Here is a 24,107-nt window from a genome sequence, read left to right on the forward strand (position 1 = left end):
CAGGCGATAGCTCAGGGCAGTTGAAACCCCGCCTGGCGCAGTAACCGCGCCAGCGCGATCAGCGGCAGCCCGATCAGGGCCGTGGGGTCCTCAGAGCGAATCGCATCGAACAGGCTGATGCCGAGGCCTTCGCATTTGAAGCTGCCGGCACAATCCAGTGCGGGTTCGGCGGCCAGGTAGCGCGCGATCGCGTCGGGCGTCAGCGGGCGAAGCTGGACTTCGGTCAGGTCCAAGGCGTGAAAGGCGCCGTCCGGGCCGATCAGGCTGACCGCGGTGTGGAAGCGCATCGTGCGCCCGGACATGGCGCTCAACTGCGCGCATGCCTGGTCCAGTGTGCCGGGCTTGCCCAGCGCCTGGCCGTCGAGGTCGGCCACCTGATCCGAGCCGATCACCCAGGCGTCGGGCGTGTGGGTCGCGATGGCGGCGGCCTTTTCGGCAGCCAGGCGGCTGGCCAGGGCGCTCGGGGCCTCACCCGGCTGCGCCCGCTCATCGACCTGCGGGCGTGCGGTGGTGAAGTCCAGTTGCAGGCGGCCAAGCAGCTCGCGCCGGTACGCGGAAGTGGAGGCTAGGATCAGGCGTGGCATCATGGACGCTGCTGGAAACGGGCAGGGCAGTCTGCCAGTCTGCACCCGGTGCAGCACACTGAATGGGTGCATTTGACATGGCCACGGCGGGTCTTTAACATTCTGCGGCTTATGTCCGCGAACGTACCCGAAATGCTGGATGCTTGGCGGATGGTCGCAGCGCGCAGGCGCTTCGATGGCCGCATCCCGCTCTCTGCGATGACCCGTCTGCAGGGGAGTCTGGTCGATACCGAAGGCGAGTGTGTCTATTCGCTCCAGTTCGATCAGGACGCTCTGCTCAAGGTCGCCTATGTCGAACTCAGCATCGATGTCGAGCTGCCGCTGGCCTGCCAGCGCACCTTGCAGCGTTTTCTGTACCCGGTGCAGATCAGGCAGCGTCTTGGCCTGATCCGCGACGAGGACGAAGAAGCCGCGTTGCCGCCGGATTACGAAGCTTTGCTGGTGCCCGACGACGGCATGTTGCGGGCGGCGGACCTGGTGGAGGACGAACTGGTGCTGTCGGTGCCAGTGGTGCCGATGGCGCCGGGCAGCGAAGCGATCGATGCCGAATGGGTTCCGACCCAGGAAGAGCAAGACAAGGCCAGTCCGTTCGCGGCGCTGGCAGCGTTGAAGAAACAGTAACCGCCGCTGTTAAGGGCGGAAAGACAGGTCGACGCGGGCGTAGAGCGTGCTGTTCGACTCAACAGACAAGTTATCGAACTAAAGTTGGAGCAATCCCATGGCTGTGCAGAAATCCCGTGTCACCCCGTCCCGTCGCGGCCAGCGTCGTTCGCACGACGCCCTGACCGCCAAGCAGCTGTCGACCGACCCGACCAGCGGCGAGATCCATCTGCGCCACCACATCACCGCTGACGGTTACTACCGCGGCAAGAAGGTGATCGCGACCAAGTCGTCGGCCATTCAAGAAGATTGATTCGTGGCACCCGGCGCCTCTGCGCGGCCGGGTGACTCTCGCTTCTTCCGGAGCCGCCGGTCACCGCGGCTCTTGCACCAGGAAACAGTATGAGCAAGCGGATCTATTCCAGAATCGCGGGCACGGGTAGCTATTTGCCCGAAAAGGTGTTGACCAACGACGACATGTCCAAGATCGTCGACACCAGCGATGAATGGATCTTCTCGCGCACTGGTATCCGTGAGCGTCACATCGTCGCCGACGACCAGACCACCAGCGATCTGGCGTATTTCGCCTCGCTGAAGGCGATGGAAGCGGCCGGCGTCACCGCCGACGAGATCGATCTGATCGTCATCGGCACCACCACCCCCGACCTGATCTTCCCGTCCACGGCCTGCCTGCTGCAGGCGCGGCTGGGCAATGTCGGGTGCGGGGCGATGGACGTCAACGCGGCCTGCTCGGGCTTTGTCTACGCGCTCAGCGTGGCCGACAAGTTCGTGCGCAGTGGTGACGCCAAGACCGTATTGGTGGTTGGCGCCGAGACGCTGACCCGCATTGTCGACTGGACCGACCGCACCACCTGCGTGCTGTTCGGCGACGGTGCCGGTGCGGTGATCCTCAAGGCCGATGAAGAAACCGGCATCCTCAGCACCCATCTGCATGCCGACGGCAGCAAGAAAGAGCTGCTGTGGGACCCGGTGGGCGTGTCGGTCGGCTTCGGCGAAGGCAAGAACGGCGGCGGCGCGTTGCTGATGAAGGGCAACGACGTGTTCAAGTACGCGGTCAAGGCGCTGGATTCGGTGGTCGATGAGACCCTGGCCGCCAATGGCTACGACAAGCACGACCTGGACTGGCTGATCCCGCATCAGGCCAACCTGCGCATCATCGAGGCCACCGCCAAGCGGCTGGACCTGCCGATGGAGCAGGTGGTCGTCACCGTGGATCGCCACGGCAACACCTCCTCGGCCTCGGTGCCGCTCGCGCTGGACGAAGCGGTCCGCTCGGGCCGCGTGCAGCGTGGCCAATTGCTGCTGCTGGAAGCCTTCGGTGGTGGATTTACCTGGGGCTCGGCGCTGCTGCGCTACTGAGTCCCGCAGGCCCGGCCGCGTCCGCCGGCTGGGTCTGACTGCGTCGAAGGACGGACCGTCATGGCAGAACCCATCGTCATCGCCGGCCAGCGTGTCTGGCTCAAGCAGTACCGCCGCAGCAATCGGGCGGTCTCGCTGGGCGCACTCAACTTTGTCGCACGCCGCTGGGGCCTGGATGCATTGCGTCCACCGCCGCACCGTGGCGGCGACGCCGCGCGCGACCTCGAAGCGCGCCGGCTCGGCGAGCTGCACGCGCAGTCGGTCAATGTGCCGCGCGTGGTCGGCTGTGGGCAGGCGGCCCTGATCCTGAGCGACAACGGCCGCTCGTTTGCCACCTGCCTGCGCGAAGCCGACGTGCCCGAGCGCGACCGCCTGGTGGCGCTGGCGGTGTCGGCCATGGTCCATGCGCATGGTCATGGCGCCTATTTCGGGCAGCCGTTGCCACGCAACATGACCTTCGATGGCCAGTCGGTCGGCTTTATCGATTTCGAAGAAGATCCACTGGAAGTGATGGACCTGGCGCAGGCCCAGGCGCGCGACTGGCTGGTGTTCGGCTATGGCGTAGCCAAGTACTACCGTGGCCGGCGCGAGGTGCTGCAGCGCTTGCTGGCGCGCGCCTTCGATACCGCCGGCCCGGCGGTGGTCGAACATGCGCATACGGTCACCGGGCGGCTGCGGCGCGTTGCGCAGGTGGCGCGCGGCCTGGGCCGCTCGGCGAGCGCGCTGGGGCGGGCGATCCAGGCCATCCATGCGGCCAGTGCCTTCGGCGTGGTGTTGGTGCTGGCGCTGTGCGTGGACTGGTTTGCCGACGGCGAAATGGACCTGCTCGCAGCCTTGCTGTAAGCGTGCCGGCCGCTGCGTCGGTGCCGGCTTGCATACGCGGCAGTACAGACGCCAGGGCGATTTCGCACGTATCATCCCGGCTCGATTTTTGCAGGCAGCAGCGCGTGACCGAATCCACTCTCGCCTTCGTGTTTCCCGGCCAGGGCTCGCAGTCCTTAGGGATGCTGGCCGAACTGGCCGAACTGCATCCGCAGATCCGTGACACGTTTGCCGAAGCCTCCGAAGGCGCCGGTGTCGATTTGTGGGCCCTGTCCCAGGGTGGCCCGGAAGAGATGCTCAGCCGCACCGAATACACCCAGCCGGCCTTGCTGGCCGCGGGCGTGGCGGTGTGGCGGTTGTGGACTGCCCAGCGCGGGCAGCGCCCGGCGCTGCTGGCCGGGCACAGCCTGGGCGAATACACCGCCCTGGTCGCCTCCGGCGCCTTGTCGCTGCACGACGGCGCGCACCTGGTGCGGCTGCGCGGCCAGTTCATGCAGGCCGCCGCGCCGGCCGGCGTTGGCGCGATGGCGGCGGTGCTTGGCGCCGACGACGCGTTGGTGCTGGAGGTCTGCGCCGAGGCGGCAGGCAGCCAGGTGGTGGTGCCGGCCAACTTCAATTCGCCCGGTCAGATCGTGATTGGTGGCGATGCCGGCGCGGTGGACCGCGCGCTGGCATTGCTGGCCGAGCGCGGCGTGCGCAAGGCGGTCAAGCTGGCGGTGAGCGTGCCCTCGCATACGCCGCTGATGCGCGATGCCGCCAATCAGCTGGCTGAAGCCATGGCCGGGCTGAGCTGGCAGACGCCGCAGATCCCGGTGGTGCAGAACGTCGATGCACGCGTGCACGAGGGCAGCGCCGCGATCCGCCAGGCGCTGGCCGAGCAGCTGTACCTGCCGGTGCAATGGACCGGGTGCGTGCAGGCGCTGGCTTCGCAGGGCATCACGCGGATTGCCGAATGCGGCCCGGGCAAGGTGCTGAGCGGGCTGATCAAGCGCATCGACAAGAGCCTGGATGTGCGCCCGCTGGCCACGCCGGCCGACTATGCCGGCGCGCTCGACGCGTGGGCGCACTGATCTACTGCATATGCCGGTCGTGCCGGCCTCCCTCGACGTTCGCGGCCACCGTTGCGACGTCCCCCTTCGAGGAACAGCATTCATGAGCAAGCCTCTGCAGGGCGAAATCGCCCTTGTCACCGGTGCCAGCCGCGGGATCGGCGCGGCCATTGCCGACACGCTGGCCGCCCAGGGCGCCACCGTCATCGGCACTGCCACGTCGGCCTCCGGCGCTGCGGCGATCGGCGAGCGCCTGGCCGCCCACGGCGGGCATGGTCGCGAACTCAACGTCACCGATGCGGCGGCGGTGGATGGCCTGATCGATGCGATCGGCAAGGAATTCGGTGCGATCTCGATCCTGGTCAACAACGCCGGCATCACCCGCGACAACCTGTTGATGCGGATGAAGGACGACGACTGGCAGGCGATCATCGACACCAACCTGACCAGCGTGTTCCGCACCTCCAAGGCGGTGATGCGCGGCATGATGAAGGCGCGCAAGGGCCGCATCGTCAATATCGCCTCGGTGGTCGGGGTGACCGGCAATCCGGGCCAGACCAACTACGCCGCGGCCAAGGCCGGCATCATTGCGTTCTCCAAGTCGCTGGCCAAGGAAATCGGCTCGCGCGGGATCACCGTCAACGTGGTGGCGCCCGGTTTCATCGACACCGACATGACCAAGGCGCTGCCGGACGAGGCCAAGACCGCCTTGCTGCAGCAGATCGCACTGGGCCACCTGGGCGCCCCGGAAGACATCGCCAATGCGGTGGCATTCCTGGCTGGCCCGACCGCACGCTACATCACCGGCGAGACCCTGCACGTCAACGGCGGCATGTACATGCCGTGAGCGTGCGGCGCCGGGAGGCGCTAAGTGGCTGATCGGCCGGGACTTGTGATGCAATGCAAGGCTCGGGCGCTTCCACTACACTATCCAACGCGGCCATCGCAGCCCGATGGCGTTTTTTTGTACCACCACTACTCCATCTGGAGCGATATCCCCAATGAGCACCATCGAAGAACGCGTCAAGAAAATCGTCGTCGAACAACTCGGCGTCAAGGAAGAGGAAGTCACCACCAGCGCATCGTTCGTCGATGACCTGGGTGCCGACTCGCTGGACACCGTCGAGCTGGTGATGGCGCTGGAAGAAGAGTTCGAGTGCGAGATCCCGGACGAAGAGGCCGAGAAGATCACCTCGGTCCAGCAGGCGATCGACTACGTCAAGGCTCACGTCAAGAGCTGATGCGTTGTTCCTGACGGCGGTGGCGCGCATCATCACGCCGCTGCTGCGTCAGACATTCCATGGGGCCGCTGATGCGGCCCTGTGTTTTTAGGCGTCACCCGCAAACCGCAAGCACCGTTCGTTCCGTGGTGAGGAGATCTGCAATGAGTCGTCGTGTTGTCGTTACCGGCATGGGCATTGTGTCGCCGCTGGGCAATGATCTGGCCAGCAGCTGGGATGGAATCATCCACGGGCGCTCCGGCATTGGCCCGATCACGCAGATAGATGCCTCGCAGTTCACCACCAAGATCGCCGGCGAAATCAAGAATTTCGACCCCACGCTTTTTGTGTCCGCCAAGGACGTCAAGAAGATGGACTCGTTCATCCACTACGGTGTCGGCGCCTCGTTCATGGCGCTGGACGATTCCGGGCTGGAGATCGACGAAAGCAATGCCGAACGCATCGGTGCCATTCTTGGCTCCGGCATCGGCGGGCTGCTCGGTATCGAAGAGCAGACCATCAAATTCCATGAGGGCGGCGCGCGCAAGATTTCGCCGTTCTACGTGCCCAGCACCATCATCAACATGTTGCCGGGCCAGGTCAGCCTGATCAAAGGTCTGAAGGGTCCGACGTTCTCGGCCGTGTCGGCGTGTGCCACGTCCAACCACTCGATCGGCACCGCAATGCGCATGATCCAGTACGGCGATGCCGACGTGATGCTGGCCGGCGGCGCCGAGCGCGGCTCCTCGCCGAGTTCGGTCGGCGGTTTCTGCGCCATGAAGGCCATGTCCACTCGTAACGACGATCCCGCTGCGGCCTCGCGTCCGTGGGACAAGCAGCGCGACGGCTTCGTGCTGGGCGACGGTGCCGGCGTGCTGGTGCTGGAAGAGTATGAACACGCCAAGGCGCGTGGCGCACGCATCTACGCAGAGCTGGTCGGCTTCGGTGCCAGCTCGGATGCGTTCCACATGACCGCCCCCAGCGAAGACGGCGAAGGCGCGGCGCGCAGCATGCTGGCCGCCATGCGCGATGCCAAGCTCAATCCCGAGCAGATCGGCTACCTCAACGCGCACGGCACCTCCACGCCGCTGGGCGATCTGGCCGAAACGCTGGCGATGAAGCGCGCGCTGGGCGACCACGCCTACAAGACCATGGTCAGCTCGACCAAGTCGATGACCGGACACCTGCTCGGCGCGGCCGGCGGCGTGGAAGCGATCTTCTCGGTGATGGCGCTGCACACCGGCATCATTCCGCCGACCATCAACCTGGAAGAGCCCAGCGAAGGCTGCGACCTGGATTACGTGCCCAACGTGGCGCGCGAGGTACAGGTGGATGCGGTGATGTCCAACGGCTTCGGCTTTGGCGGCACCAACGGCACGCTGGTGTTCAAGCGCGTCTGAGTCGATGCGCCGTTTTCTTTTCTGAAAACGGTGTGCGGTGCCTCAGCTGCTGCGCGTGACGCGTCGGCGCGGCAGTCGCTGCTGACGTTTCCGATTGACAGCCGATCCATCTCATCGCGGACGCCGCGTTTACCGCAGCGGCCCGCGTCTGCACCTCACGCCACGCCGGACCGATGACGCTCACCCGATCACTGCATGCGGACATCGACCTGCTGGCGCTGCATCGGCTGGCACCGCAACGCTATCCGGCCCTGCTCGAATCCACTGCTTCCGGAACCGCCCACGGGCGCTGGGATGTGCTGCTGCTGGCAGAGGGCGCAAGCCTGCGGCTGGACGGCGATGGGCGCACCCGCGATGGCGATGGCCGGGTGCTCGAAGGCACGTTTCTGGACGCGCTGGATGCCGCCTGGCAGGCCGAGAGCGTGCCGCACGATACGACCAGCCCATGGCCGTTCCGTGGCGGCTGGGCGGTCTTGCTGGATTACGAACTGGCCGCGCAGGTCGAACCGATTCTGCAGCTGCCCGCCCGCGGCGATGGCATGCCGACTGCGCTGGCGTTGCGCGCGCCGGCAGCGTTGCTGCGCGACCGCGTGGAAGGGCGCTGCGTGGCGCTGGCCGAGCCGGGGCGTGAGGATCTACTGACCCGCATCGTCGAAGACATCGCTGCCTGCGCTGCACTGCCGCCGTTGCCCGCGTGGAGCGGGCCGGTCGCGGTGGAAGAAGACGCGGCCGAGCGCTTCACCGACGCGGTGCAGCGGGTGCTCGATTACCTGCGCGCCGGCGATGTGTTCCAGGCCAATATCTCGCGTGCATGGCAGGCCACATTCGCCAACGCGGTCGACCCGGCCGCGCTGCATGCGCGCCTGCGCGCGGCCAACCCTGCGCCGTTTGCCGGCCTGTTCGTGGCGGCCGGGCGCGCGGTGGTGAGCTCCTCGCCCGAGCGGTTGGTGTCGGTGCAGGGCGATGCGGTGCAGACCCGCCCGATCGCCGGTACCCGCGCGCGCTTTGCCGGCGACGACGACGCTGCGCGGATCCGTGAACTGGTCGGGCATCCCAAGGAGCGTGCCGAGCACGTGATGCTGATCGATCTGGAGCGCAACGACCTGGGCCGCATCTGCGCGCCCGGCACGGTGGAAGTGGACGAGCTGATGGCCGTGGAGAGCTACGCGCACGTGCACCACATCGTCAGCAACGTGCGTGGCCGCCTGCGCGCCGGGGTGACCCCGGGCGCGGTGATCGCGGCGGTGTTTCCCGGCGGCACGATCACCGGTTGCCCCAAGGTGCGCTGCATGCAGATCATTGCCGAGCTCGAACAGACCGCGCGCGGCGCCTACACCGGCGCGTTCGGCTGGCTCAATCGCGATGGCGATATGGATCTGAATATCCTGATCCGCACGGCCGAGGTGGCCGGCGAGCAGGTGCGTTTCCGCACTGGCGCCGGGATCGTGGTGGACTCGGACCCGCAGCGCGAGCTGGACGAAACCCGCGCCAAGGCGCGTGGCGTGTTGCGCGCGATCGAGCAGACATGAGCGCTTCAACGGGACATCACCGGCGCGCGGTATCCTGCGCGGTGCTGGGGCAATGACGAGGTGGGTGTGGCGGTGACTGGCAAACGCGGATGTCTGGCCGTGCTGGGCACGGCATTGCTGCTCGCAGCGCTGCTGGCGATTGCCGCGGTGGTGGCGTGGCGGCATTACCTGCACTTCGCCGATACCCCCGTGCCTGCGAGCGCGCCCAGTGTGGTGATTGCGCCCGGCGATTCGCTCAAGGTCACGCTGCGCAAATTGCGCGCGGCCGGCCTGGAGCAGGGCACCGATCTGGAATGGCAGCTGCTCGCCCGCCAGGTGGATGCCGCCGGCAAGCTCAAGGTGGGCGAGTACGCATTGGCGCCGGCACTGTCGCCACGCGAGGTGCTCACGCGCATGCGCCAGGGGCGTGTGATCCAGTACCGTTTCACGATCGTGGAGGGCTGGAATTTCCGGCAGCTCCGCGCCGCACTCGCCACCGCCACGCCGTTGCAGCACTCCATTGAGACGCTGGACGATGCTGCGCTGATGGCCAAGTTGGGAGCCGCCAAGCAGCATCCGGAAGGGCGATTCCTGCCGGAAACCTATGTATATCAGCGCGGCGATAGCGATCTCGACGTGCTCAAGCGCGCACACGCCGCCATGGACAAGGCATTGGCGCAGGCCTGGGAGCAGCGCGCCCCGAACCTGCCGCTTAGCTCGCCGGAACAGGCATTGATCCTGGCATCGATCATCGAAAAGGAAACGGCCCTGGGCTCCGAGCGGCCGTTGATCGCGGGAGTGTTCCTGCGCCGCCTGCAGCTGGGCATGAAGCTGCAGACCGACCCGACCGTGATCTACGGCATCGGCAGCAGCTACGACGGCAATATCCGCCGCCGCGACCTGACCACCGACACGCCATACAACACCTATACGCGCACCGGCCTGACGCCGACGCCGATCGCGATGCCGGGCCGCGAGGCCCTGCTGGCGGCGGTGCAGCCTGCGCCCGGTGAGGCGCTGTATTTCGTGGCCGTCGGCGATGGCACCGGCGCGCACGCATTCTCGGCCACGCTGGCCGAACATAACGCGGCGGTGGCGCGCTACCTGCAGCGCCGCCGCCTGCCGAGCGCGCCGCAGACGGAGCCCACGCCATGACCGCCGCATTTTCGCCCTGGCAGCAACGCGCCTTCGACCAGACCGTGGCTGCACTGGATGCCGGACGGCTCGGGCACGGGTTGCTGATCTGCGGGCCGGAAGGGCTGGGCAAGCGCGCGGTCGCCCTGGCCCTGGCCGAGCACGTGCTGGCCAGCTCGCCGGACCCGGCACTGGCGCAGCGCACGCGGCAGTTGATCGCCGCCGGCACCCACCCCGACCTGCAGCTGGTGTCCTTCATTGCCAACCGTACCGGCGACAAGCTGCGTACCGAGATCGTCATCGAGCAGGTGCGCGAGATTTCGCAAAAGCTCGCGCTGACCCCGCAGTACGGCATCGCCCAGGTGGTGATCGTGGACCCGGCCGATGCGATCAATCGCGCCGCCTGCAACGCCTTGCTCAAGACGCTGGAAGAACCATCGCCCGGCCGCTACCTGTGGTTGATCAGTGCCCAGCCGGCGCGGTTGCCGGCGACCATCCGCAGCCGTTGCCAGCGCCTGGAATTCAAATTGCCGCCCGCGCACGAGGCACTGGCCTGGTTGCTGTCGCAAGGCGTCAGCGAGCGCGCTGCGCAGGAGGCCCTGGACGCCGCCCGCGGCCATCCCGGCCTTGCCGCGCAATGGCTGCGCGAAGACGGCCTGGCGGTGCGGCGTGCGGTGGCGCAGGACCTGGAGCAGATTGCCAGCGGCCGCGTCGGCGCGGTGGAGGTTGCGCAGCGCTGGACCAATGATGGCCAGGCCGATCAACGTCTGCGGCATGCCGCCGATCTGGCATTGGCGCAGGCCTCGGCCGGCTTGACCGATCCATCGCGGTTGCACAAGCTGGCGACCTGGTTCGACGCCGCCAACCGCACCCGCGACCTGCTGCGCACCACCGTCCGCGCCGACCTGGCAGTGACGGAATTGTTGCTGGCCTGGCGCGAGGGAGAGCGCCAGCCACGTTCTAGGGGAACTCGATGAGTGCAATGAATGCACGCCAAGGCATTTTGTCGCTGGCGTTGAAAGACAAGCCGGCGCTCTATAGCGCCTACATGCCGTTCGTGAAAGGTGGCGGCATCTTCGTGCCGACCCCCAAGCGCTACATGCTGGGCGACGAAGTCTTCCTGCTGCTGACCCTGCCCGATTCCAGCGAGCGCCTGCCGGTGGCCGGCAAGGTGATCTGGACCACGCCGGCCGGCGCCCAGGGCAACCGCGCTGCCGGCATCGGCGTGCAGTTCCCGGACGGCCCGGAAGGTGAGGCAGTGCGCAACAAGATCGAGACCCTGCTGGCAGGCCTGACGACCTCGGACAAACCGACGCATACGATGTGACGTGGTGCGGCGCGGTGCGGTTGCGTGCGTGATTGCCGTCGTATTGGCAGCGGGTCGTCGAAGGGGCGTATCGGGCGTTTGAATGGCGCCGAATCGATTATCGCCATGGCGCCGCCAGACCGCCGGCACGGCGCGCCCAGTCATTGGACCGGACGTTTTCGACCAGGTCCTCGCCGTCGCGGATGTACCTGTTGACGATTGCCGCAGCTGCCCTATAATGTGCGGCTCGCGTCACCGGGCGGTTAGCTCAGCGGTAGAGCATTGCCTTCACACGGCAAGGGTCACAGGTTCGAACCCTGTACCGCCCACCATAGAAATCCTGCACTCCACGGGATTGGACGCGAAGAAAAAGCCGGCCATGTGCCGGTTTTTTTGTGTCTCGCCTCCCATGCGGGAGGCTCAAGGACGCAGCAACGCGCGGGACGTCATGGGTGACGCCTGCTGCAGGCGGTTGCGGTAGGCGAATTTGGTTGAATGCACGTTGCCGCTACGGGAGTGATAGCGCACCTGGCAATCAGTAGAACGTCGTTCCCGGTCTTGCAGACATGTCCGTTGGCGCCCGGAGAGTCGGGCCTGCGCCCCGTGACCTTTCTTTCCGGGTGGTCTGTCTCGTCGCTTGTGCCTGCTTGTTGCGGGCTCAGCAAGGACTTGCCATCCTGCGAGACCCCCGCGTTGAAGAAGGTATGGCGATGAAAGCACTGCTTGGAAGTGCCCTGATTGCGATGGCGCTGCTGACCGGCTGCGCGCGCGATGTTGGCGAGCAGTACGTGGGCAAGTGGGTCAATGTGAAGTCGCAGAAGAATGTACTGAGCATCGAGCACAACGGCGAGAGCTTCATCATCCGCGACACCTCGCCGGAGATGTTCGGCAATGGGGTCAAGACCCGAAATTACCCGGCGTTGTTGACCAAGGGCGTGCTGCAGGTGTCCAGTGGCAATGGCACGGTCAACTATGCGATCGACGAGGCGAGCGGTCGTTTGAGCACCGGCGATACCGAGTACACGCGGGTCAAGTGAGCCTCTGCGCCTGGGCGTGCGCCTTGCAGTCGTCGCGTCCGTTCTAGGTAGCTTGCGCCTGCATCCAGCGCCACAGTGTCGTGCGCGAAACGCCGAGCGCCTGTGCGGCGAGGGCGCGATTGCCGTTTGCGCGATCGAGCGCCGCGCGGACGGCTGCAGCGGTGAGCTGCAGGCGGGACGCCGCCAGGTCGCTGCGTGCGGATGTCGCCGCGGTATCGCCGATCTGCGTGTCGAACAGTTCCGGTGCCCACCAATGCAGTTGCTCAAGGCTCAGGCTCTCGTGCGCCTGCGCCTTCCAGTGGATGCACAGGCGTTCGACCAGGTTGCGCAGCTCGCGCACGTTGCCGGGCCAGGTGTGTAGTTGCAGTCGTTGCAATGCAGCCTCCGACAGCGGCGAGGCGATATTGCCGAGTTGCTGGAAGTAATGCGCCAGCAGCAGTGCGATGTCGTCGGGGCGCTGACGCAAGGGGGGCAGCGCGATGCGTAACGCTGCCAGGCGGTAGAACAGGTCGCGACGGAATCGCCCTTGTTCGACCAGCGCGTGCAGCTCCTGCAGGCTGGCGGCCACCACACGCACGTCGATTGCGACGGGCAGGGTTGCGCCAACGCGCAACACTTCGCGTTCTTCCAATACGCGTAAGAGCCGTGTCTGCAACGGCATGGGCAATTCGCCGATTTCGTCGAGGAACAGCGTGCCATCCTGCGCGGCTTCGATCAGGCCGGTGTGCCCGCCGCGGCGGGCACCGGTGAAGGCGCCATCGCTGTAGCCGAACAGCTCTGCCTCCAGCAACGATTCGCTGATGGCCGCGCAATTGATTGCCACGAAACGGCCGCGTCGACGGCTGCCGGCATGCAGTTGTCGGGCGACCAATTCCTTGCCGGTGCCGGTTTCGCCGCTGATCAGGACGGTGCCGGCATGCGGGGCATACAGCTGCACCAAGGCACGCACCTGCGCCATGGCGGCGGCGTCGCCAAGCAGCGCATCGCTACGTCGGGGGCGCCTTGAGTGACTACGCGCGGAGGGCCGCTCCCGGCTCGATGCCGTGCCCAGTGCGATGGCCTGCTCCAGCGCCTGGCGCACCGACCCTGCCGAATACAGCAGCACGCCGGGCAGCCCGGCCTGTTCGGCGAAATCGATCGCCATGCCGGTGCCCACAATGACCTTGATACCGGCGGCGCGCAGGTCGGCAATGCAATCGCGCGCGTCCTCGGCAGTGACGAATCGGCGGTGCTCGATATCCAGGTCGAAACTGATCTGGAAGGCATGAAACGACGGGACGTCGCTGGCATGGGTCACCACGCCGATGCGCGGGGCAATGCGGCGCGCGCGCGCCAGTGCTTCCATCAGGTCGAACCCGGTCGCCTGGATTGGTGCCAGCGGCAATGCCAGGCGGCTGCGCAGATAGGCGGCGTTGGAGCCGCCGGCCACCAGGGCGTCGCAGCGTTCGCGGCGCAGTCGCTGGCCGATGACTTCCACCGCTTCGGCAAAGCCAAGGTTGATCTGCTCGATGCGCGCGCGCTGGTCGAACTCGGGGATGACGTCGGCGAGCAGGCCGGTCAGGCGGGACACGCTGACGGTCCAGATTACCGGCAGAGAGGTGTCTGCTGCGTCGGAGGTGCTGGAGGTGCGCGGGAAGTCGAGCTGTTTCGTCATGTTTCATGATGTTCCATCAGTTCCAAAACCGCAACAATGGTGTCTCCGGTTCGTAGCAGAATCAGACACTTGCGATTGGCACGACGTTTGCTGACCAGCTAACCATCTCATCCCGGGAACTGTCATGACGTCCTCCTATCCAGCCTCTGCCGGCACGCGCTTCCGCGCAGCGCTGGCTGCCGAGTCGCCGCTGCAGGTGATCGGTGCGATCAATGCCAACCACGCGCTACTGGCCCAGCGTGCGGGCTACCAGGCCATCTACCTGTCCGGCGGCGGCGTGGCGGCTGGCTCGCTGGGCTTGCCGGATCTGGGGATCAACACGCTGGAAGACGTGCTGATCGATGTGCGCCGCATCACCGACGTGTGCGAACTGCCGCTGCTGGTGGATGTGGATACCGGCTTCGGGCCGAGTGCCTTCAATATCGAGCGCACCATCAAGTCGCTGATCAAGGCCGGCGCGGCCGGTTGCCATATCGAAGACCAGGTTGGCGCCAAGCGTTGCGGGCATCGGCCGGGTAAGGAGATCGTGAGCCAGGGTGAGATGGTCGACCGGGTCAAGGCAGCAGCCGATGCCAAGACCGATCCAGCGTTTTTCTTGATTGCACGCACCGACGCCATCCAGATGGAAGGGGTGGATGCGGCGATCGAACGCGCCATCGCCTGCGTGGACGCGGGCGCCGACGGCATCTTTGCCGAGGCCGCCTACGACCTGGAGACCTACGCGCGCTTTGTCGATGCAGTGAAAGTGCCGGTGCTGGCCAACATCACCGAGTTCGGCAAGACCCCGCTGTTCACGCGCGACCAACTTGCGCAGGCCGGTGTGGCGATCCAGCTGTTCCCGCTGTCGGCGTTCCGTGCAGCCAACAAGGCCGCCGAGGCGGTCTATACGGCGATTCGGCGCGATGGCCACCAGCAGGCCGTGCTGGAAACGATGCAGACCCGCGAAGAACTCTATGAGCGCATCGGCTATCACGGCTACGAACAGCGCCTGGACGCGTTGTTTGCGCGCAAGGGCGCATGATCGCCGCTTGCTGGGTCCATCTGGTCAATCCTTCGTGACATTGCAACACGCCACAGCTTGGGAGCTCATCGCATGAACGACACTGCCATTCCCGGTTTCAAGCCGAAAAAATCCGTCGCACTGTCAGGCACTGCCGCGGGCAACACCGCGCTGTGCACGGTGGGGCGCAGCGGCAACGATCTGCATTATCGCGGTTACGACATTCTGGACCTGGCCACCACCAGCGAGTTCGAGGAGATCGCCTACCTGCTGGTGCACGGCAAGTTGCCCAACAGCGGCGAGTTGCGCGGCTACAAGGCCAAGCTGCGCTCGTTGCGGGGTGTGCCGGCGGCGGTGAAAACCGCGCTGGAACAGCTGCCGCCATCCGCGCACCCGATGGATGTGATGCGCACCGGTGTGTCGGTGTTGGGCTGCCTGCAGCCGGAAAAGGACGATCACAACCATCCCGGTGCGCGCGATATCGCCGACAAGTTGATGGCCTCGCTCGGTTCGATGCTGCTGTACTGGTATCACTACAGCCACAACGGCAAGCGCATCGAGGTGGAGACCGACGACGACTCCATCGGTGGGCATTTCCTGCACCTGCTGCATGGCTTTGCGCCGAAGGATTCGTGGGTGCGCGCAATGCACACCAGCCTGATCCTGTACGCCGAGCACGAATTCAACGCCTCCACGTTTGCGAGCCGCGTGATTGCCGGTACCGGTAGCGATATGTACAGCGCCATTGCCGGTGGTATCGGCGCATTGCGCGGTCCCAAGCATGGCGGCGCCAACGAGGTGGCCTTCGAGGTACAGAAGCGCTACGACACGCCAGACGAAGCCGAGGCCGATATCAAGGCACGTGTGGAGCGCAAGGAAGTGGTGATCGGCTTCGGGCATCCGGTGTACACGGTGTCCGACCCGCGCAACAAGGTGATCAAGGACGTGGCGCGCGAGCTGTCCGAGGAGCAGGGCAGCCGCAAGATGTACGACATCGCCGAGCGTCTGGAAAGCGTGATGTGGGACATCAAGAAGATGTTCCCGAATCTGGACTGGTTTAGTGCGGTGAGCTACCACATGATGGGTGTGCCGACAGCGATGTTCACCCCGCTGTTCGTGCTGGCACGCACGGCGGGCTGGAGTGCGCACGTGATCGAGCAGCGCGTGGATGGCAAGATCATTCGGCCTTCGGCCAATTACACCGGGCCGGAAGATCAGGTGTTTGTGCCGTTGGATCAGCGCGTCTGAAAAGTGCCACTTGCGAGTGGCCCTCATCCGCCCTTCGGGCACCTTCTCCCGCGTTGCGGGAGAAGGGAGCGTGGCGAGTGGCACGTGGTGAGCAGGAATACGAGCAGCAACAGCAACAGCAATAGCAACAGCAATAGCAACAGCAACAGCAACAGCAATAGCAACAGCAATAGCAATAGCAACAGCAATAGCAACAGCAACAGCAACAGCAACAGCAACAGCAACAGCAACAGCAACAGCAACAGCAACAGCAACAGCAATAGACCCCGCCCGCCTTGTGATATCGCCAGCCATGAATAGCCAGTACCGCAAGCCCTTGCCGGGCACCGCGATGGATTACTTCGATGCACGAGCCGCCGTGGATGCGTTGCAGCCCGGTGCATATGCAGGCTTGCCGTACACCGCACGCGTGCACGCGGAAAATCTGGTGCGGCGCGCCGAGCCGCAGATGCTGGAGGCGTATCTGCGCCAACTGATCGAGCGCAAGCGCGAGCTGGATTTCCCGTGGTTTCCGGCGCGCGTGGTCTGCCACGACATCCTGGGCCAGACCGCCTTGGTGGATCTTGCCGGACTGCGTGATGCGATTGCCGAGCAGGGCGGCGATCCGGCGCAGGTCAATCCGGTGGTGCCGGTGCAGCTGATCGTCGATCACTCGCTGGCGGTGGAATACGCCGGCTTCGACAGGCAGGCCTTTGTCAAGAACCGCGGCGTGGAAGACCGTCGCAATGCCGACCGCTTCCATTTCATCGAATGGACCAAGCGCGCGTTCGAGAACATGGAAGTGATTCCGCCGGGCAACGGGATCATGCATCAGATCAACCTGGAGAAGATGTCGCCGGTGATCTACACGCTGGACGGCGTGGCGTTTCCGGATACCTGCGTGGGCACCGATAGCCACACTCCGCATGTGGATGCGTTGGGCGTCATCGCAGTGGGCGTGGGCGGCCTGGAGGCAGAAAACGTGATGTTGGGACGCGCCTCGTGGATGCGCCTGCCGGACATCATCGGCGTGGAACTTACCGGGCGTCCGGCACCGGGAATGACTGCCACCGATATCGTGCTGGCCTTGACCGAATTCCTGCGCCAGCAACGCGTGGTGGGCGCCTATCTCGAATTCTATGGTGCAGGCGCCAGTGCGCTGACCATCGGCGACCGCGCCACCATTTCCAACATGACGCCGGAATTCGGCGCGACCGCGGCGATGTTCTACATCGATCAGCAGACCATCGACTACCTGCGGCTCACCGGGCGCGACGACGCGCAGGTGGCATTGGTGGAGAACTATGCACGCCATACCGGGCTGTGGGCCGACGATCTGGCCACCGCACAGTATGAGCGCGTGCTGCAGTTCGATCTGTCCAGCGTGGTGCGCAACATGGCCGGGCCCTCTAACCCGCACAAGCGCGTGGCCACCAGCGAGCTGGCTGCGCGCGGCATTGCCGGCGCCTGGGACGAAGTGCCGGGGCAGATGCCCGATGGCGCGGTGATCATTGCGGCAATCACCTCGTGCACCAACACTTCCAACCCGCGCAACGTCATCGCGGCCGGTCTGCTGGCACGCAATGCCAACGCGCGTGGCTTGACCCGCAAGCCGTGGGTGAAGAGTTCGCTGGCGCCGGGTTCCAAGGCAGTGCAGCTGTACCTGGAAGAAGCCGGTTTATTGAGCGAACTGGAACAGCTGGGCTTCGGCATCGTGGCGTTCGCCTGCACCACCTGCAATGGCATGAGCGGTGCGCTCGACCCAACCATCCAGCAGGAAATCATCGACCGCGATCTGTATGCCACTGCGGTGCTGTCGGGCAACCGCAATTTCGACGGGCGCATCCACCCGTATGCCAAGCAGGCGTTTCTCGCCTCGCCGCCGTTGGTGATCGCCTATGCAATCGCCGGAACCGTGCGCTTCGATATCGAAAAGGACGTGCTGGGCATCGATGCCGATGGCGTGTCGGTAACGCTCAAGGATCTGTGGCCGAGCGATGCGGAGATCGACGCGGTGGTGGCGCGCAGCGTCAAGCCTGAGCACTTCCGTCGCGTGTACGACCCGATGTTTCAGCGCAGCAGTGGGCAGGGCATCAGCGTGAGCCCGTTGTACGACTGGCGCCCGACCAGCACCTACATTCGCCGCCCGCCGTACTGGGAGGGCGCATTGGCAGGGGCGCGCAGCCTGCACGGCATGCGGCCGCTAGCCGTGCTCGGCGACAACATCACCACCGATCATCTGTCGCCGTCCAATGCGATCCAGGCCGGCAGTGCGGCTGGCGAGTACCTCGCGCACATGGGCGTGCCCGAGGAGGATTTCAATTCATACGCCACCCATCGCGGCGACCATCTCACCGCGCAGCGCGCCACCTTCGCCAATCCCAAATTGATCAACGAAATGGCCGTGATCGATGGGCAGGTCACCGCAGGCTCGCTGGCGCGGCTGGAGCCGGAAGGGCAGGTCATGCGCATGTGGGAGGCCATCGAAACCTACATGACCCGCAAGCAGCCGTTGATCATCGTTGCCGGTGCCGATTACGGGCAGGGCTCCTCGCGCGACTGGGCAGCCAAGGGCGTGCGTCTGGCCGGTGTGGAGGTGATCGTGGCCGAAGGCTTCGAACGGATCCACCGCACCAACCTGATCGGCATGGGCGTGCTACCGCTGGAGTTCAAGCCGGGCACCGATCGCAAGACACTTGGCATCGATGGTAGCGAAACCTTCGATGTGACCGGACAGCGCACGCCGGGGGCCACGCTGACACTCTCGATCCACCGGCGCAACGGCGAGCAGTTGCAGGTGCCGGTCACGTGCCGCCTGGACACTGCAGAGGAAGTCTCGATCTACGAAGCCGGTGGTGTGCTGCAACGGTTTGCGCAGGATTTTCTGGAGAGCCGGGAATCGGGAGTCGGGAATCGGGATTCGTTGAAAGCGAGATCTGCACCGCAAGCGCACTAACGTCACTGGCTGCTGCCATCGCACTGCCGCTTTAATCCCTAATCCTGGCCTCCCATGACCCATTTCCCCCAACTCCGTATCCCCGCTACCTACATGCGTGGCGGCACCAGCAAGGGCGTGTTTTTCCGTTTGCAGGATCTGCCCGTGGCCGCGCAGCAGCCGGGCGCTGCACGTGATGCGCTGTTGCTGCGGGTGATCGGCAGCCCGGATCCGTATGCCAAGCAGATCGATGGCATGGGCGGGGCGACCTCGAGCACCAGCAAGAGTGTGATCGTCTCTGCCAGTACGCGTGCCGGGCACGATGTGGACTATCTGTTCGGGCAGGTGTCCATCGATAGCGCGTTCGTGGACTGGAGTGGCAACTGCGGTAATCTTTCTGCGGCGGTGGGGCCGTTTGCGATTGCCAGCGGATTGATCGATGCCACACGCGTGCCGCGCGATGGCATGGCCATGGTAAGGATCTGGCAGGCCAATATCGGCAAGACGATCGTGGCGCATGTGCCGATGACCGATGGGCTGGTGCAGGAAACCGGCGACTTCGAACTGGATGGGGTGACCTTTCCGGCGGCCGAGGTGCAGCTGGAATTTCTCGACCCGGCCGATGACGCCGAAGGCGAGGGTGGGGCGATGTTCCCCACGGGCAATCTCATCGATCGATTGGAGATTCCCGGGCTGGGCACGCTGGATGCCACGCTGATCAATGCCGGCATTCCGACCATCTTCGTCAACGCGCGCGATCTGGGCTACACCGGCACTGAGTTGCAGGAGGCCATCAATGGCGACCCACGCGCCTTGATCATGTTCGAAACCTTGCGCGCGCATGGCGCGGTGCGGATGGGTTTGATTGCGAAGGTGGAAGACGCCGCGACGCGGCAACACACGCCCAAGGTGGCCTTTGTGGCGCCGCCGGCCGACTACACCGCCTCCAGCGGCAAGCCGGTGCACGCGGCCGAGATCGATCTGCTGGTGCGTGCGATGTCGATGGGCAAATTGCACCACGCGATGATGGGCACCGCAGCGGTGGCGATTGGTACCGCTGCGGCGGTGCCGGGCACCTTGGTCAACCTGGCGGCCGGCGGCGCGGCCCGCTCGGCGGTGCGCTTCGGGCATCCGTCCGGCACCTTGCGCGTGGGCGCCGAGGCAACACAGGTCGATGGGCAGTGGCAGGTGACCAAGGCGCTGATGAGCCGCAGTGCGCGCGTGCTGATGGAGGGTTGGGTGCGGGTGCCCGGCGGCATCGCCGAAGGCGAGTGAGCAGAAGCTGGCACGGGTGGTGTGCTTGCGGCAGGTGCGCATGTTCGGGATGGACAACGCGGCTGCGTAGGTTTGCGCCGTAGTTGTCATGTCCAGGGCTTCGGTGCGCCGTCCGGGTCGAGTGTCGCGATGGCGCGGCGGGTGCGCTTGCGAATCGGTAAGGTGCTGGTGCAGGGGCGCGTCCCTGACGTCTTGTCACGCCAGGCCAGCTCTTAGCGATGCGCCTGGGTCGCGACTTGTGTAGCCGACCATGTGAATGCCGAAGTTGGCAGTTGCCGGCCACGGACCGCTTTTGAGACTGACAGGGCTCCGACGCACAAATTGCACGCCCGTGTTGCATTAATTAGAACGCCCGTGCGAATTATGGAAACTTTTTCGTACGGGCTCTGCCATATTTGTGTAAATCGTGTTAATTCTGTTGCACCGCGGCATGCAGGCCAGGCCGCCCCGCCACCAGAATTTGGAGTGCTTCCCATGTCAGCCAGCCGGTCGCTCAAGATCAGCGCGCTTGCCGTTGCCGTCGTTTCGCTTCTTCCGTTTCACGCTGCTGCACAGCAGGCGCCCAGCGACGACGGTGTCGTGCGTCTGGATGCGGTCAAGGTCACGGTCGAGCGTCGCTCGGAAGACTCCAAGGATGTGCCGGTTTCCGCCAGCGTGCTGCGCCCGGAATTTCTCGATGCCATTTCCACCAGCGGCTCGGACATCCGCGTGCTGGCCGGCAAGGCGCCGAGCCTCAACATCGAATCGTCCAACGGCCGTGTGTTCCCGCGCGTGTATATCCGCGGCTACGGCAACACCGACTTCAACACCTACGCGTCGCAGCCGGTGTCGCTGATCTATGACGAAGTGGTGCAGGAAAACGCGTTTTTGAAGGGCTTCCCGATCTTCGATCTGGAAGGCCTGGAAGTGCTGCGTGGCCCGCAGGGCACGCTGTTCGGCCGCAATACGCCGGCCGGCGTGGTCAAGTTCAATTCGGTCAAGCCGACCATCGGCGCCAATGACGGCTACGCCAGCCTGTCGTACGGCACCTACGGCACCATGACCCTGGAAAGCGGCCTGAGCATCGCGATGGGCGACCATTGGGCGGCGCGTCTGTCCACCTTGGGCCAGCGCCGCGACGATTGGGTGGAAAACCGCGACGGCCGCGATCTGGAAGGCTATACCGACTCGGCCGTGCGTCTGCAGCTGCTGTACCAGGCCAGCGACGATTTCAGCGCGTTGTTCAACGCGCATGCACGCCATCTGGACGGCACCGCGCGGCTGTTCCGCGCCAACATCATCCAGCCCGGCACCAATCAGCTGGTGGATGGCTTCGACGAAGAAAAATCCTTCATCGACGGCGCCAACACCCAGGAACTGCAGACCTATGGCGGCAGCGCCAACCTGACCTGGGACCTGGGCGATATCGCGCTGCACTCGATCACCGCGTACGAAGGCATCGGCAAGTACTACAGCCGTGGCGATATCGACGGCGGCTTCGGCGCGGTGTTCGCACCGCCGTCCGGCCCGGGCGTGATTCCGTTCCCGGTGGAAACCGCCGGCGGCATCAAGAGCCTGGACCAGTACAGCCAGGAAGTGCGCGCCGAATCGCAGTACGAGGGCCCGCTCAACTGGCAGGCCGGCCTGTACTACTTCCACGACGATGTGGAAGGCGAAAACTACACCTACAACACCTTCAGCGGCGGCGACCTGGCCAGCTACCAGCTGACCCGCCAGCGCAATACCTCATGGGCGGCATTCGGCTCGTTGAACTACGCGGCCACCGACCGGTTGAACCTGCGCGCCGGCATCCGCTACACCTACGACAAGAAGACCTTCGACGTGCTGGCGCTGGACCGCGTCACCCTGGTCGAGCCGTCCAGCGGCGAGACCGACAACTCCAAGGTCACCGGCGATCTGGCCGCGACGTTCTCCATCAACGACGACGTCAACGTGTACGCCCGTGCGGCGCGCGGTTTCCGTGGCGCCAGCTTCGGCGTGCCCTCGGGCACCGCGCCGCTGACCGTGGCCGAGCCGGAGACGGTGGATTCGTTCGAGATTGGCATCAAGTCGGATCTGTTCGACAACCGTGCGCGCCTGAGCTTCGACATCTACGATTTCCGGGTTAAGAACCAGCAGCTCACCGCAGTGGGCGGCGAATCCAACGACGTGCGCCTGCTCAATGCCGACAAGACCAAGGCGCGCGGTGCCGAGTTCGACTTCGAAGCGTTGATCACCCAGAACCTGCGCGTCACCGCTGGCGGCGCCTACAACTGGACCCGCATCGACGACCCGAGCCTGTCGGTGGGCGTGTGCCGCACCTGCACCGTGACCGACCCGCTCAATGCGGCCGGCCGCGCGCTGATCGACGGCAACGACCTGCCGCAGGCGGCCAAGTGGATGGCCAACGCGACGCTGCGTTACGGCATCCCGATGGGCAACGACGGCGAGCTGTTTTTCTACACCGACTGGTCCTACCGCAGCGAAGTGAACTTCTTCCTGTACGACTCGCGTGAGTTCACCGGCCAGCCGCTGGTCGAGGGCGGCGCCAAGATCGGTTACAACTGGGGCGCGGGTGCGTACGAGTTGTCGGTGTTCTGCCGCAACTGCACCAACCAGATCCGCGTGACCGGTGCGATCGACTTCAACAACCTCACCGGCTTCATCAACGACCCGCGCATCGTGGGCGCGCAGTTCCGCGCCAACTTCTGATCGGCGTCGTGGTGTAGCACTATCGAACCGCCGGCCAACAAGCCGGCGGTTTTTTTTATGGCAGCAGGAGTTGATGCATGCGGCGGATCATTCGAGATGCGTGGTTGATTGCGGGGCTGTGGTGTGCGGCTGCCGTGGCGCAGGCACAGGCGGCTGCGGTGACGACAGCGCAGGCCGCGCAATCGCCCACGGCCAGCGAGCTGCTGGTGGTCTCCACCGATATCGGCGACGACATCGACGATGCGTTTGCGCTGGGGCTGCTGTTGCGCAGCCCGCAGTTGCAGGTACTGGGTATCGCATCGGCATGGGGCGACACCACGTTGCGTGCGCAGCTGTTGCAGCGCTTGTTGCGGCAGGCCGGGCGCAGCGAGATTCCATTGGCGGTGGGGGCACGCACGACCAGCACCATTGCCTTCAGCCAGGCACGCTGGGCCGCCAAGGAACAGTTGCCCGGCAAGCTGCCGGATGCGGCGGCCATGATCCTGCAGCAGGCGCGCCGGCACCCGGGCGAGGTCACCTTGCTGGTGCTGGGGCCGATGACCGATGCGGCGTTGGCGCAGCAGCGCGACCCGGCCGGCTTTGCCAAGCTCAAGCGCATCGTGGCGATGGGCGGCTCGGTGCGGGTGGGTTACGGCAAGTCTGCCTATCGGCCGGCCAGCGCACCGGCGCCGGAGTACAACATCCTCTCCGATGTGCCGGCGGCGCAACGCGTGTTCGCGGCCGGCGTGCCGATCGTGTTGCTGCCGCTGGACGCTACGCAGATCACGCTGGAAGAACCCGAGCGTATCGCCTTGTTCGCGCATGGCGATGGACTCACCGATGCGCTCACCCAGCTGTACTATCAGTGGCGCAATACCGACCAGCCCTGGGCCAATGCCACACCGACGGTGTTCGATGCGGTACCGGTCGCCTGGCTGCTGAGCCCGGCGCTATGCCCGACCACGCCGCTGCATCTGGATGTCGATGCACAGGGCTATACCCGCGAAGGGCCAGGCATACCGAACGTGCGGGCGTGCCTGCGTCTGGACAAGCCGACGTTCATTGCGTTGTACATGCGCCAGCTGCTGCGCTGAGACGCGTGCCGTGGCGTTGCCAGCAAGGCGCTTGGGTAGTTGGTGCTGTTGGTCCTACGCCGGGTCATTGGTCTGGGGCAGCGGCGTGTACCGCCCCTCATCCGCCCTTCGGGCACCTTCTCCCGTTGACGGGAGAAGGAACGGCTTGCGCTTCGTGGTGTTGCTGGCACAGCTGGTGTGAGCGTTCGTAATGGCGTGAGCCGTCCCTCATC

The 24,107-nt window shown here is 65.3% G+C and carries 22 protein-coding genes and 1 tRNA gene; 20 read left to right on the top strand and 3 right to left on the bottom strand.

Annotated features, from left to right (window positions below; genetic code table 11):
- Positions 1–11 precede the first annotated feature (11 nt).
- On the bottom strand, positions 12–587 hold the full coding sequence (locus tag ACCQ12_RS05595; protein WP_372383116.1) for a Maf family protein: 576 nt from the start codon (positions 585–587) through the stop codon (positions 12–14).
- A gap of 108 nt (positions 588–695) precedes the next feature.
- Between ACCQ12_RS05595 and ACCQ12_RS05600 the strand changes: the two genes are divergently transcribed.
- The 14 genes from ACCQ12_RS05600 to ACCQ12_RS05665 all read left to right on the top strand — a co-directional run bounded on the left by ACCQ12_RS05600 (position 696) and on the right by ACCQ12_RS05665 (position 12,040).
- Positions 696–1,205: a YceD family protein gene (locus ACCQ12_RS05600; RefSeq protein WP_039564560.1), complete on the top strand. Its 510-nt coding sequence runs from the start codon at positions 696–698 to the stop codon at positions 1,203–1,205.
- Between the two features lie 97 nt (positions 1,206–1,302).
- A complete protein-coding gene (rpmF, locus tag ACCQ12_RS05605) occupies positions 1,303–1,497 on the top strand; it encodes a 50S ribosomal protein L32 (protein WP_039404068.1) in 195 nt (64 codons plus the stop codon).
- An 89-nt stretch (positions 1,498–1,586) separates the two neighbouring features.
- Positions 1,587–2,564, top strand: a complete 978-nt coding sequence (locus ACCQ12_RS05610; protein ID WP_005995227.1) for a beta-ketoacyl-ACP synthase III — start codon at positions 1,587–1,589, stop codon at positions 2,562–2,564.
- Between the two features lie 60 nt (positions 2,565–2,624).
- The gene (locus tag ACCQ12_RS05615; protein WP_372383117.1) at positions 2,625–3,407 is read left to right on the top strand and encodes a BUD32 family EKC/KEOPS complex subunit; all 783 of its coding nucleotides are present in this window, start codon (positions 2,625–2,627) and stop codon (positions 3,405–3,407) included.
- A gap of 104 nt (positions 3,408–3,511) precedes the next feature.
- Complete coding sequence (fabD, locus tag ACCQ12_RS05620; RefSeq protein WP_372383118.1) at positions 3,512–4,456, top strand: ACP S-malonyltransferase; 945 nt, start codon at positions 3,512–3,514, stop codon at positions 4,454–4,456.
- Between the two features lie 82 nt (positions 4,457–4,538).
- Positions 4,539–5,282 (top strand): 3-oxoacyl-ACP reductase FabG, encoded by a 744-nt coding sequence (gene fabG / locus ACCQ12_RS05625; RefSeq protein ID WP_372383119.1) that lies wholly within the window; start codon positions 4,539–4,541, stop codon positions 5,280–5,282.
- Between the two features lie 154 nt (positions 5,283–5,436).
- Complete coding sequence (gene acpP, locus ACCQ12_RS05630; RefSeq protein WP_002814322.1) at positions 5,437–5,676, top strand: acyl carrier protein; 240 nt, start codon at positions 5,437–5,439, stop codon at positions 5,674–5,676.
- Between the two features lie 143 nt (positions 5,677–5,819).
- Positions 5,820–7,055, top strand: a complete 1,236-nt coding sequence (fabF, locus tag ACCQ12_RS05635) for a beta-ketoacyl-ACP synthase II (protein ID WP_166744033.1) — start codon at positions 5,820–5,822, stop codon at positions 7,053–7,055.
- Between the two features lie 173 nt (positions 7,056–7,228).
- On the top strand, positions 7,229–8,584 hold the full coding sequence (locus tag ACCQ12_RS05640) for an aminodeoxychorismate synthase component I (protein WP_372383120.1): 1,356 nt from the start codon (positions 7,229–7,231) through the stop codon (positions 8,582–8,584).
- 60 nt (positions 8,585–8,644) lie between these two features.
- On the top strand, positions 8,645–9,718 hold the full coding sequence (gene mltG / locus ACCQ12_RS05645) for an endolytic transglycosylase MltG (RefSeq protein ID WP_372383121.1): 1,074 nt from the start codon (positions 8,645–8,647) through the stop codon (positions 9,716–9,718).
- On the top strand, positions 9,715–10,674 hold the full coding sequence (locus ACCQ12_RS05650; RefSeq protein WP_372383122.1) for a DNA polymerase III subunit delta': 960 nt from the start codon (positions 9,715–9,717) through the stop codon (positions 10,672–10,674). The genes mltG and ACCQ12_RS05650 overlap by 4 nt, the downstream gene beginning before the upstream one ends.
- A complete protein-coding gene (locus ACCQ12_RS05655; protein WP_003483889.1) occupies positions 10,671–11,024 on the top strand; it encodes a PilZ domain-containing protein in 354 nt (117 codons plus the stop codon). The genes ACCQ12_RS05650 and ACCQ12_RS05655 overlap by 4 nt, the downstream gene beginning before the upstream one ends.
- Before the next feature lie 236 nt (positions 11,025–11,260).
- A tRNA-Val gene (locus tag ACCQ12_RS05660) sits at positions 11,261–11,335 on the top strand.
- Between the two features lie 378 nt (positions 11,336–11,713).
- On the top strand, positions 11,714–12,040 hold the full coding sequence (locus ACCQ12_RS05665; RefSeq protein ID WP_047695464.1) for a hypothetical protein: 327 nt from the start codon (positions 11,714–11,716) through the stop codon (positions 12,038–12,040).
- A 43-nt stretch (positions 12,041–12,083) separates the two neighbouring features.
- Here the strand turns inward: ACCQ12_RS05665 and prpR are convergent, their stop codons facing one another.
- Positions 12,084–13,694: a propionate catabolism operon regulatory protein PrpR gene (gene prpR, locus ACCQ12_RS05670; protein WP_372383123.1), complete on the bottom strand. Its 1,611-nt coding sequence runs from the start codon at positions 13,692–13,694 to the stop codon at positions 12,084–12,086.
- A gap of 124 nt (positions 13,695–13,818) precedes the next feature.
- On the opposite strand from prpR, the gene prpB reads away from it, so the two are divergent.
- Entirely contained in the window at positions 13,819–14,715 is an 897-nt protein-coding gene (prpB, locus tag ACCQ12_RS05675) for a methylisocitrate lyase (RefSeq protein WP_104581110.1), read from the top strand.
- 72 nt (positions 14,716–14,787) lie between these two features.
- Positions 14,788–15,942 (top strand): bifunctional 2-methylcitrate synthase/citrate synthase, encoded by a 1,155-nt coding sequence (gene prpC / locus ACCQ12_RS05680; protein ID WP_047695436.1) that lies wholly within the window; start codon positions 14,788–14,790, stop codon positions 15,940–15,942.
- A 23-nt stretch (positions 15,943–15,965) separates the two neighbouring features.
- Here prpC and ACCQ12_RS05685 read toward each other — a convergent pair whose 3' ends face one another.
- Positions 15,966–16,202 carry a hypothetical protein gene (locus ACCQ12_RS05685; RefSeq protein ID WP_372383124.1) on the bottom strand — a complete coding sequence of 79 codons (237 nt, stop codon included), beginning with the start codon at positions 16,200–16,202 and terminating at the stop codon, positions 15,966–15,968.
- A gap of 32 nt (positions 16,203–16,234) precedes the next feature.
- On the opposite strand from ACCQ12_RS05685, the gene acnD reads away from it, so the two are divergent.
- From acnD to ACCQ12_RS05705, 4 genes are all read left to right on the top strand, one after another.
- Positions 16,235–18,877, top strand: a complete 2,643-nt coding sequence (gene acnD / locus ACCQ12_RS05690) for a Fe/S-dependent 2-methylisocitrate dehydratase AcnD (RefSeq protein WP_372383125.1) — start codon at positions 16,235–16,237, stop codon at positions 18,875–18,877.
- A gap of 54 nt (positions 18,878–18,931) precedes the next feature.
- Complete coding sequence (prpF, locus tag ACCQ12_RS05695; RefSeq protein WP_372383126.1) at positions 18,932–20,131, top strand: 2-methylaconitate cis-trans isomerase PrpF; 1,200 nt, start codon at positions 18,932–18,934, stop codon at positions 20,129–20,131.
- A 474-nt stretch (positions 20,132–20,605) separates the two neighbouring features.
- Positions 20,606–22,822, top strand: a complete 2,217-nt coding sequence (locus tag ACCQ12_RS05700; RefSeq protein WP_372383127.1) for a TonB-dependent receptor — start codon at positions 20,606–20,608, stop codon at positions 22,820–22,822.
- Positions 22,823–22,929: 107 nt separating this feature from the next.
- Positions 22,930–23,895, top strand: coding sequence for a nucleoside hydrolase (locus ACCQ12_RS05705; protein ID WP_372383561.1), 966 nt, complete (start codon positions 22,930–22,932; stop codon positions 23,893–23,895).
- Positions 23,896–24,107: the final 212 nt, after the last annotated feature.

Source organism: Xanthomonas sp. NCPPB 1068 (assembly GCF_041479385.2).
Classification (GTDB): domain Bacteria; phylum Pseudomonadota; class Gammaproteobacteria; order Xanthomonadales; family Xanthomonadaceae; genus Xanthomonas; species Xanthomonas cannabis.

Excerpts from the sequence above, each read along its gene's own strand:
- ACCQ12_RS05595 (WP_372383116.1), bottom strand. The coding sequence starts at position 587 with ATGATGCCACGCCTGATCCTAGCCTCCACTTCCGCGTACCGGCGCGAG.
- ACCQ12_RS05600 (WP_039564560.1), top strand. The coding sequence starts at position 696 with ATGTCCGCGAACGTACCCGAAATGCTGGATGCTTGGCGGATGGTCGCA.
- rpmF (WP_039404068.1), top strand. The coding sequence starts at position 1,303 with ATGGCTGTGCAGAAATCCCGTGTCACCCCGTCCCGTCGCGGCCAGCGT.
- ACCQ12_RS05610 (WP_005995227.1), top strand. The coding sequence starts at position 1,587 with ATGAGCAAGCGGATCTATTCCAGAATCGCGGGCACGGGTAGCTATTTG.
- ACCQ12_RS05615 (WP_372383117.1), top strand. The coding sequence starts at position 2,625 with ATGGCAGAACCCATCGTCATCGCCGGCCAGCGTGTCTGGCTCAAGCAG.
- fabG (WP_372383119.1), top strand. The coding sequence starts at position 4,539 with ATGAGCAAGCCTCTGCAGGGCGAAATCGCCCTTGTCACCGGTGCCAGC.
- acpP (WP_002814322.1), top strand. The coding sequence starts at position 5,437 with ATGAGCACCATCGAAGAACGCGTCAAGAAAATCGTCGTCGAACAACTC.
- fabF (WP_166744033.1), top strand. The coding sequence starts at position 5,820 with ATGAGTCGTCGTGTTGTCGTTACCGGCATGGGCATTGTGTCGCCGCTG.
- ACCQ12_RS05640 (WP_372383120.1), top strand. The coding sequence starts at position 7,229 with ATGACGCTCACCCGATCACTGCATGCGGACATCGACCTGCTGGCGCTG.
- ACCQ12_RS05650 (WP_372383122.1), top strand. The coding sequence starts at position 9,715 with ATGACCGCCGCATTTTCGCCCTGGCAGCAACGCGCCTTCGACCAGACC.
- ACCQ12_RS05655 (WP_003483889.1), top strand. The coding sequence starts at position 10,671 with ATGAGTGCAATGAATGCACGCCAAGGCATTTTGTCGCTGGCGTTGAAA.
- ACCQ12_RS05665 (WP_047695464.1), top strand. The coding sequence starts at position 11,714 with ATGAAAGCACTGCTTGGAAGTGCCCTGATTGCGATGGCGCTGCTGACC.
- prpR (WP_372383123.1), bottom strand. The coding sequence starts at position 13,694 with ATGACGAAACAGCTCGACTTCCCGCGCACCTCCAGCACCTCCGACGCA.
- prpB (WP_104581110.1), top strand. The coding sequence starts at position 13,819 with ATGACGTCCTCCTATCCAGCCTCTGCCGGCACGCGCTTCCGCGCAGCG.
- prpC (WP_047695436.1), top strand. The coding sequence starts at position 14,788 with ATGAACGACACTGCCATTCCCGGTTTCAAGCCGAAAAAATCCGTCGCA.
- acnD (WP_372383125.1), top strand. The coding sequence starts at position 16,235 with ATGAATAGCCAGTACCGCAAGCCCTTGCCGGGCACCGCGATGGATTAC.
- prpF (WP_372383126.1), top strand. The coding sequence starts at position 18,932 with ATGACCCATTTCCCCCAACTCCGTATCCCCGCTACCTACATGCGTGGC.
- ACCQ12_RS05700 (WP_372383127.1), top strand. The coding sequence starts at position 20,606 with ATGTCAGCCAGCCGGTCGCTCAAGATCAGCGCGCTTGCCGTTGCCGTC.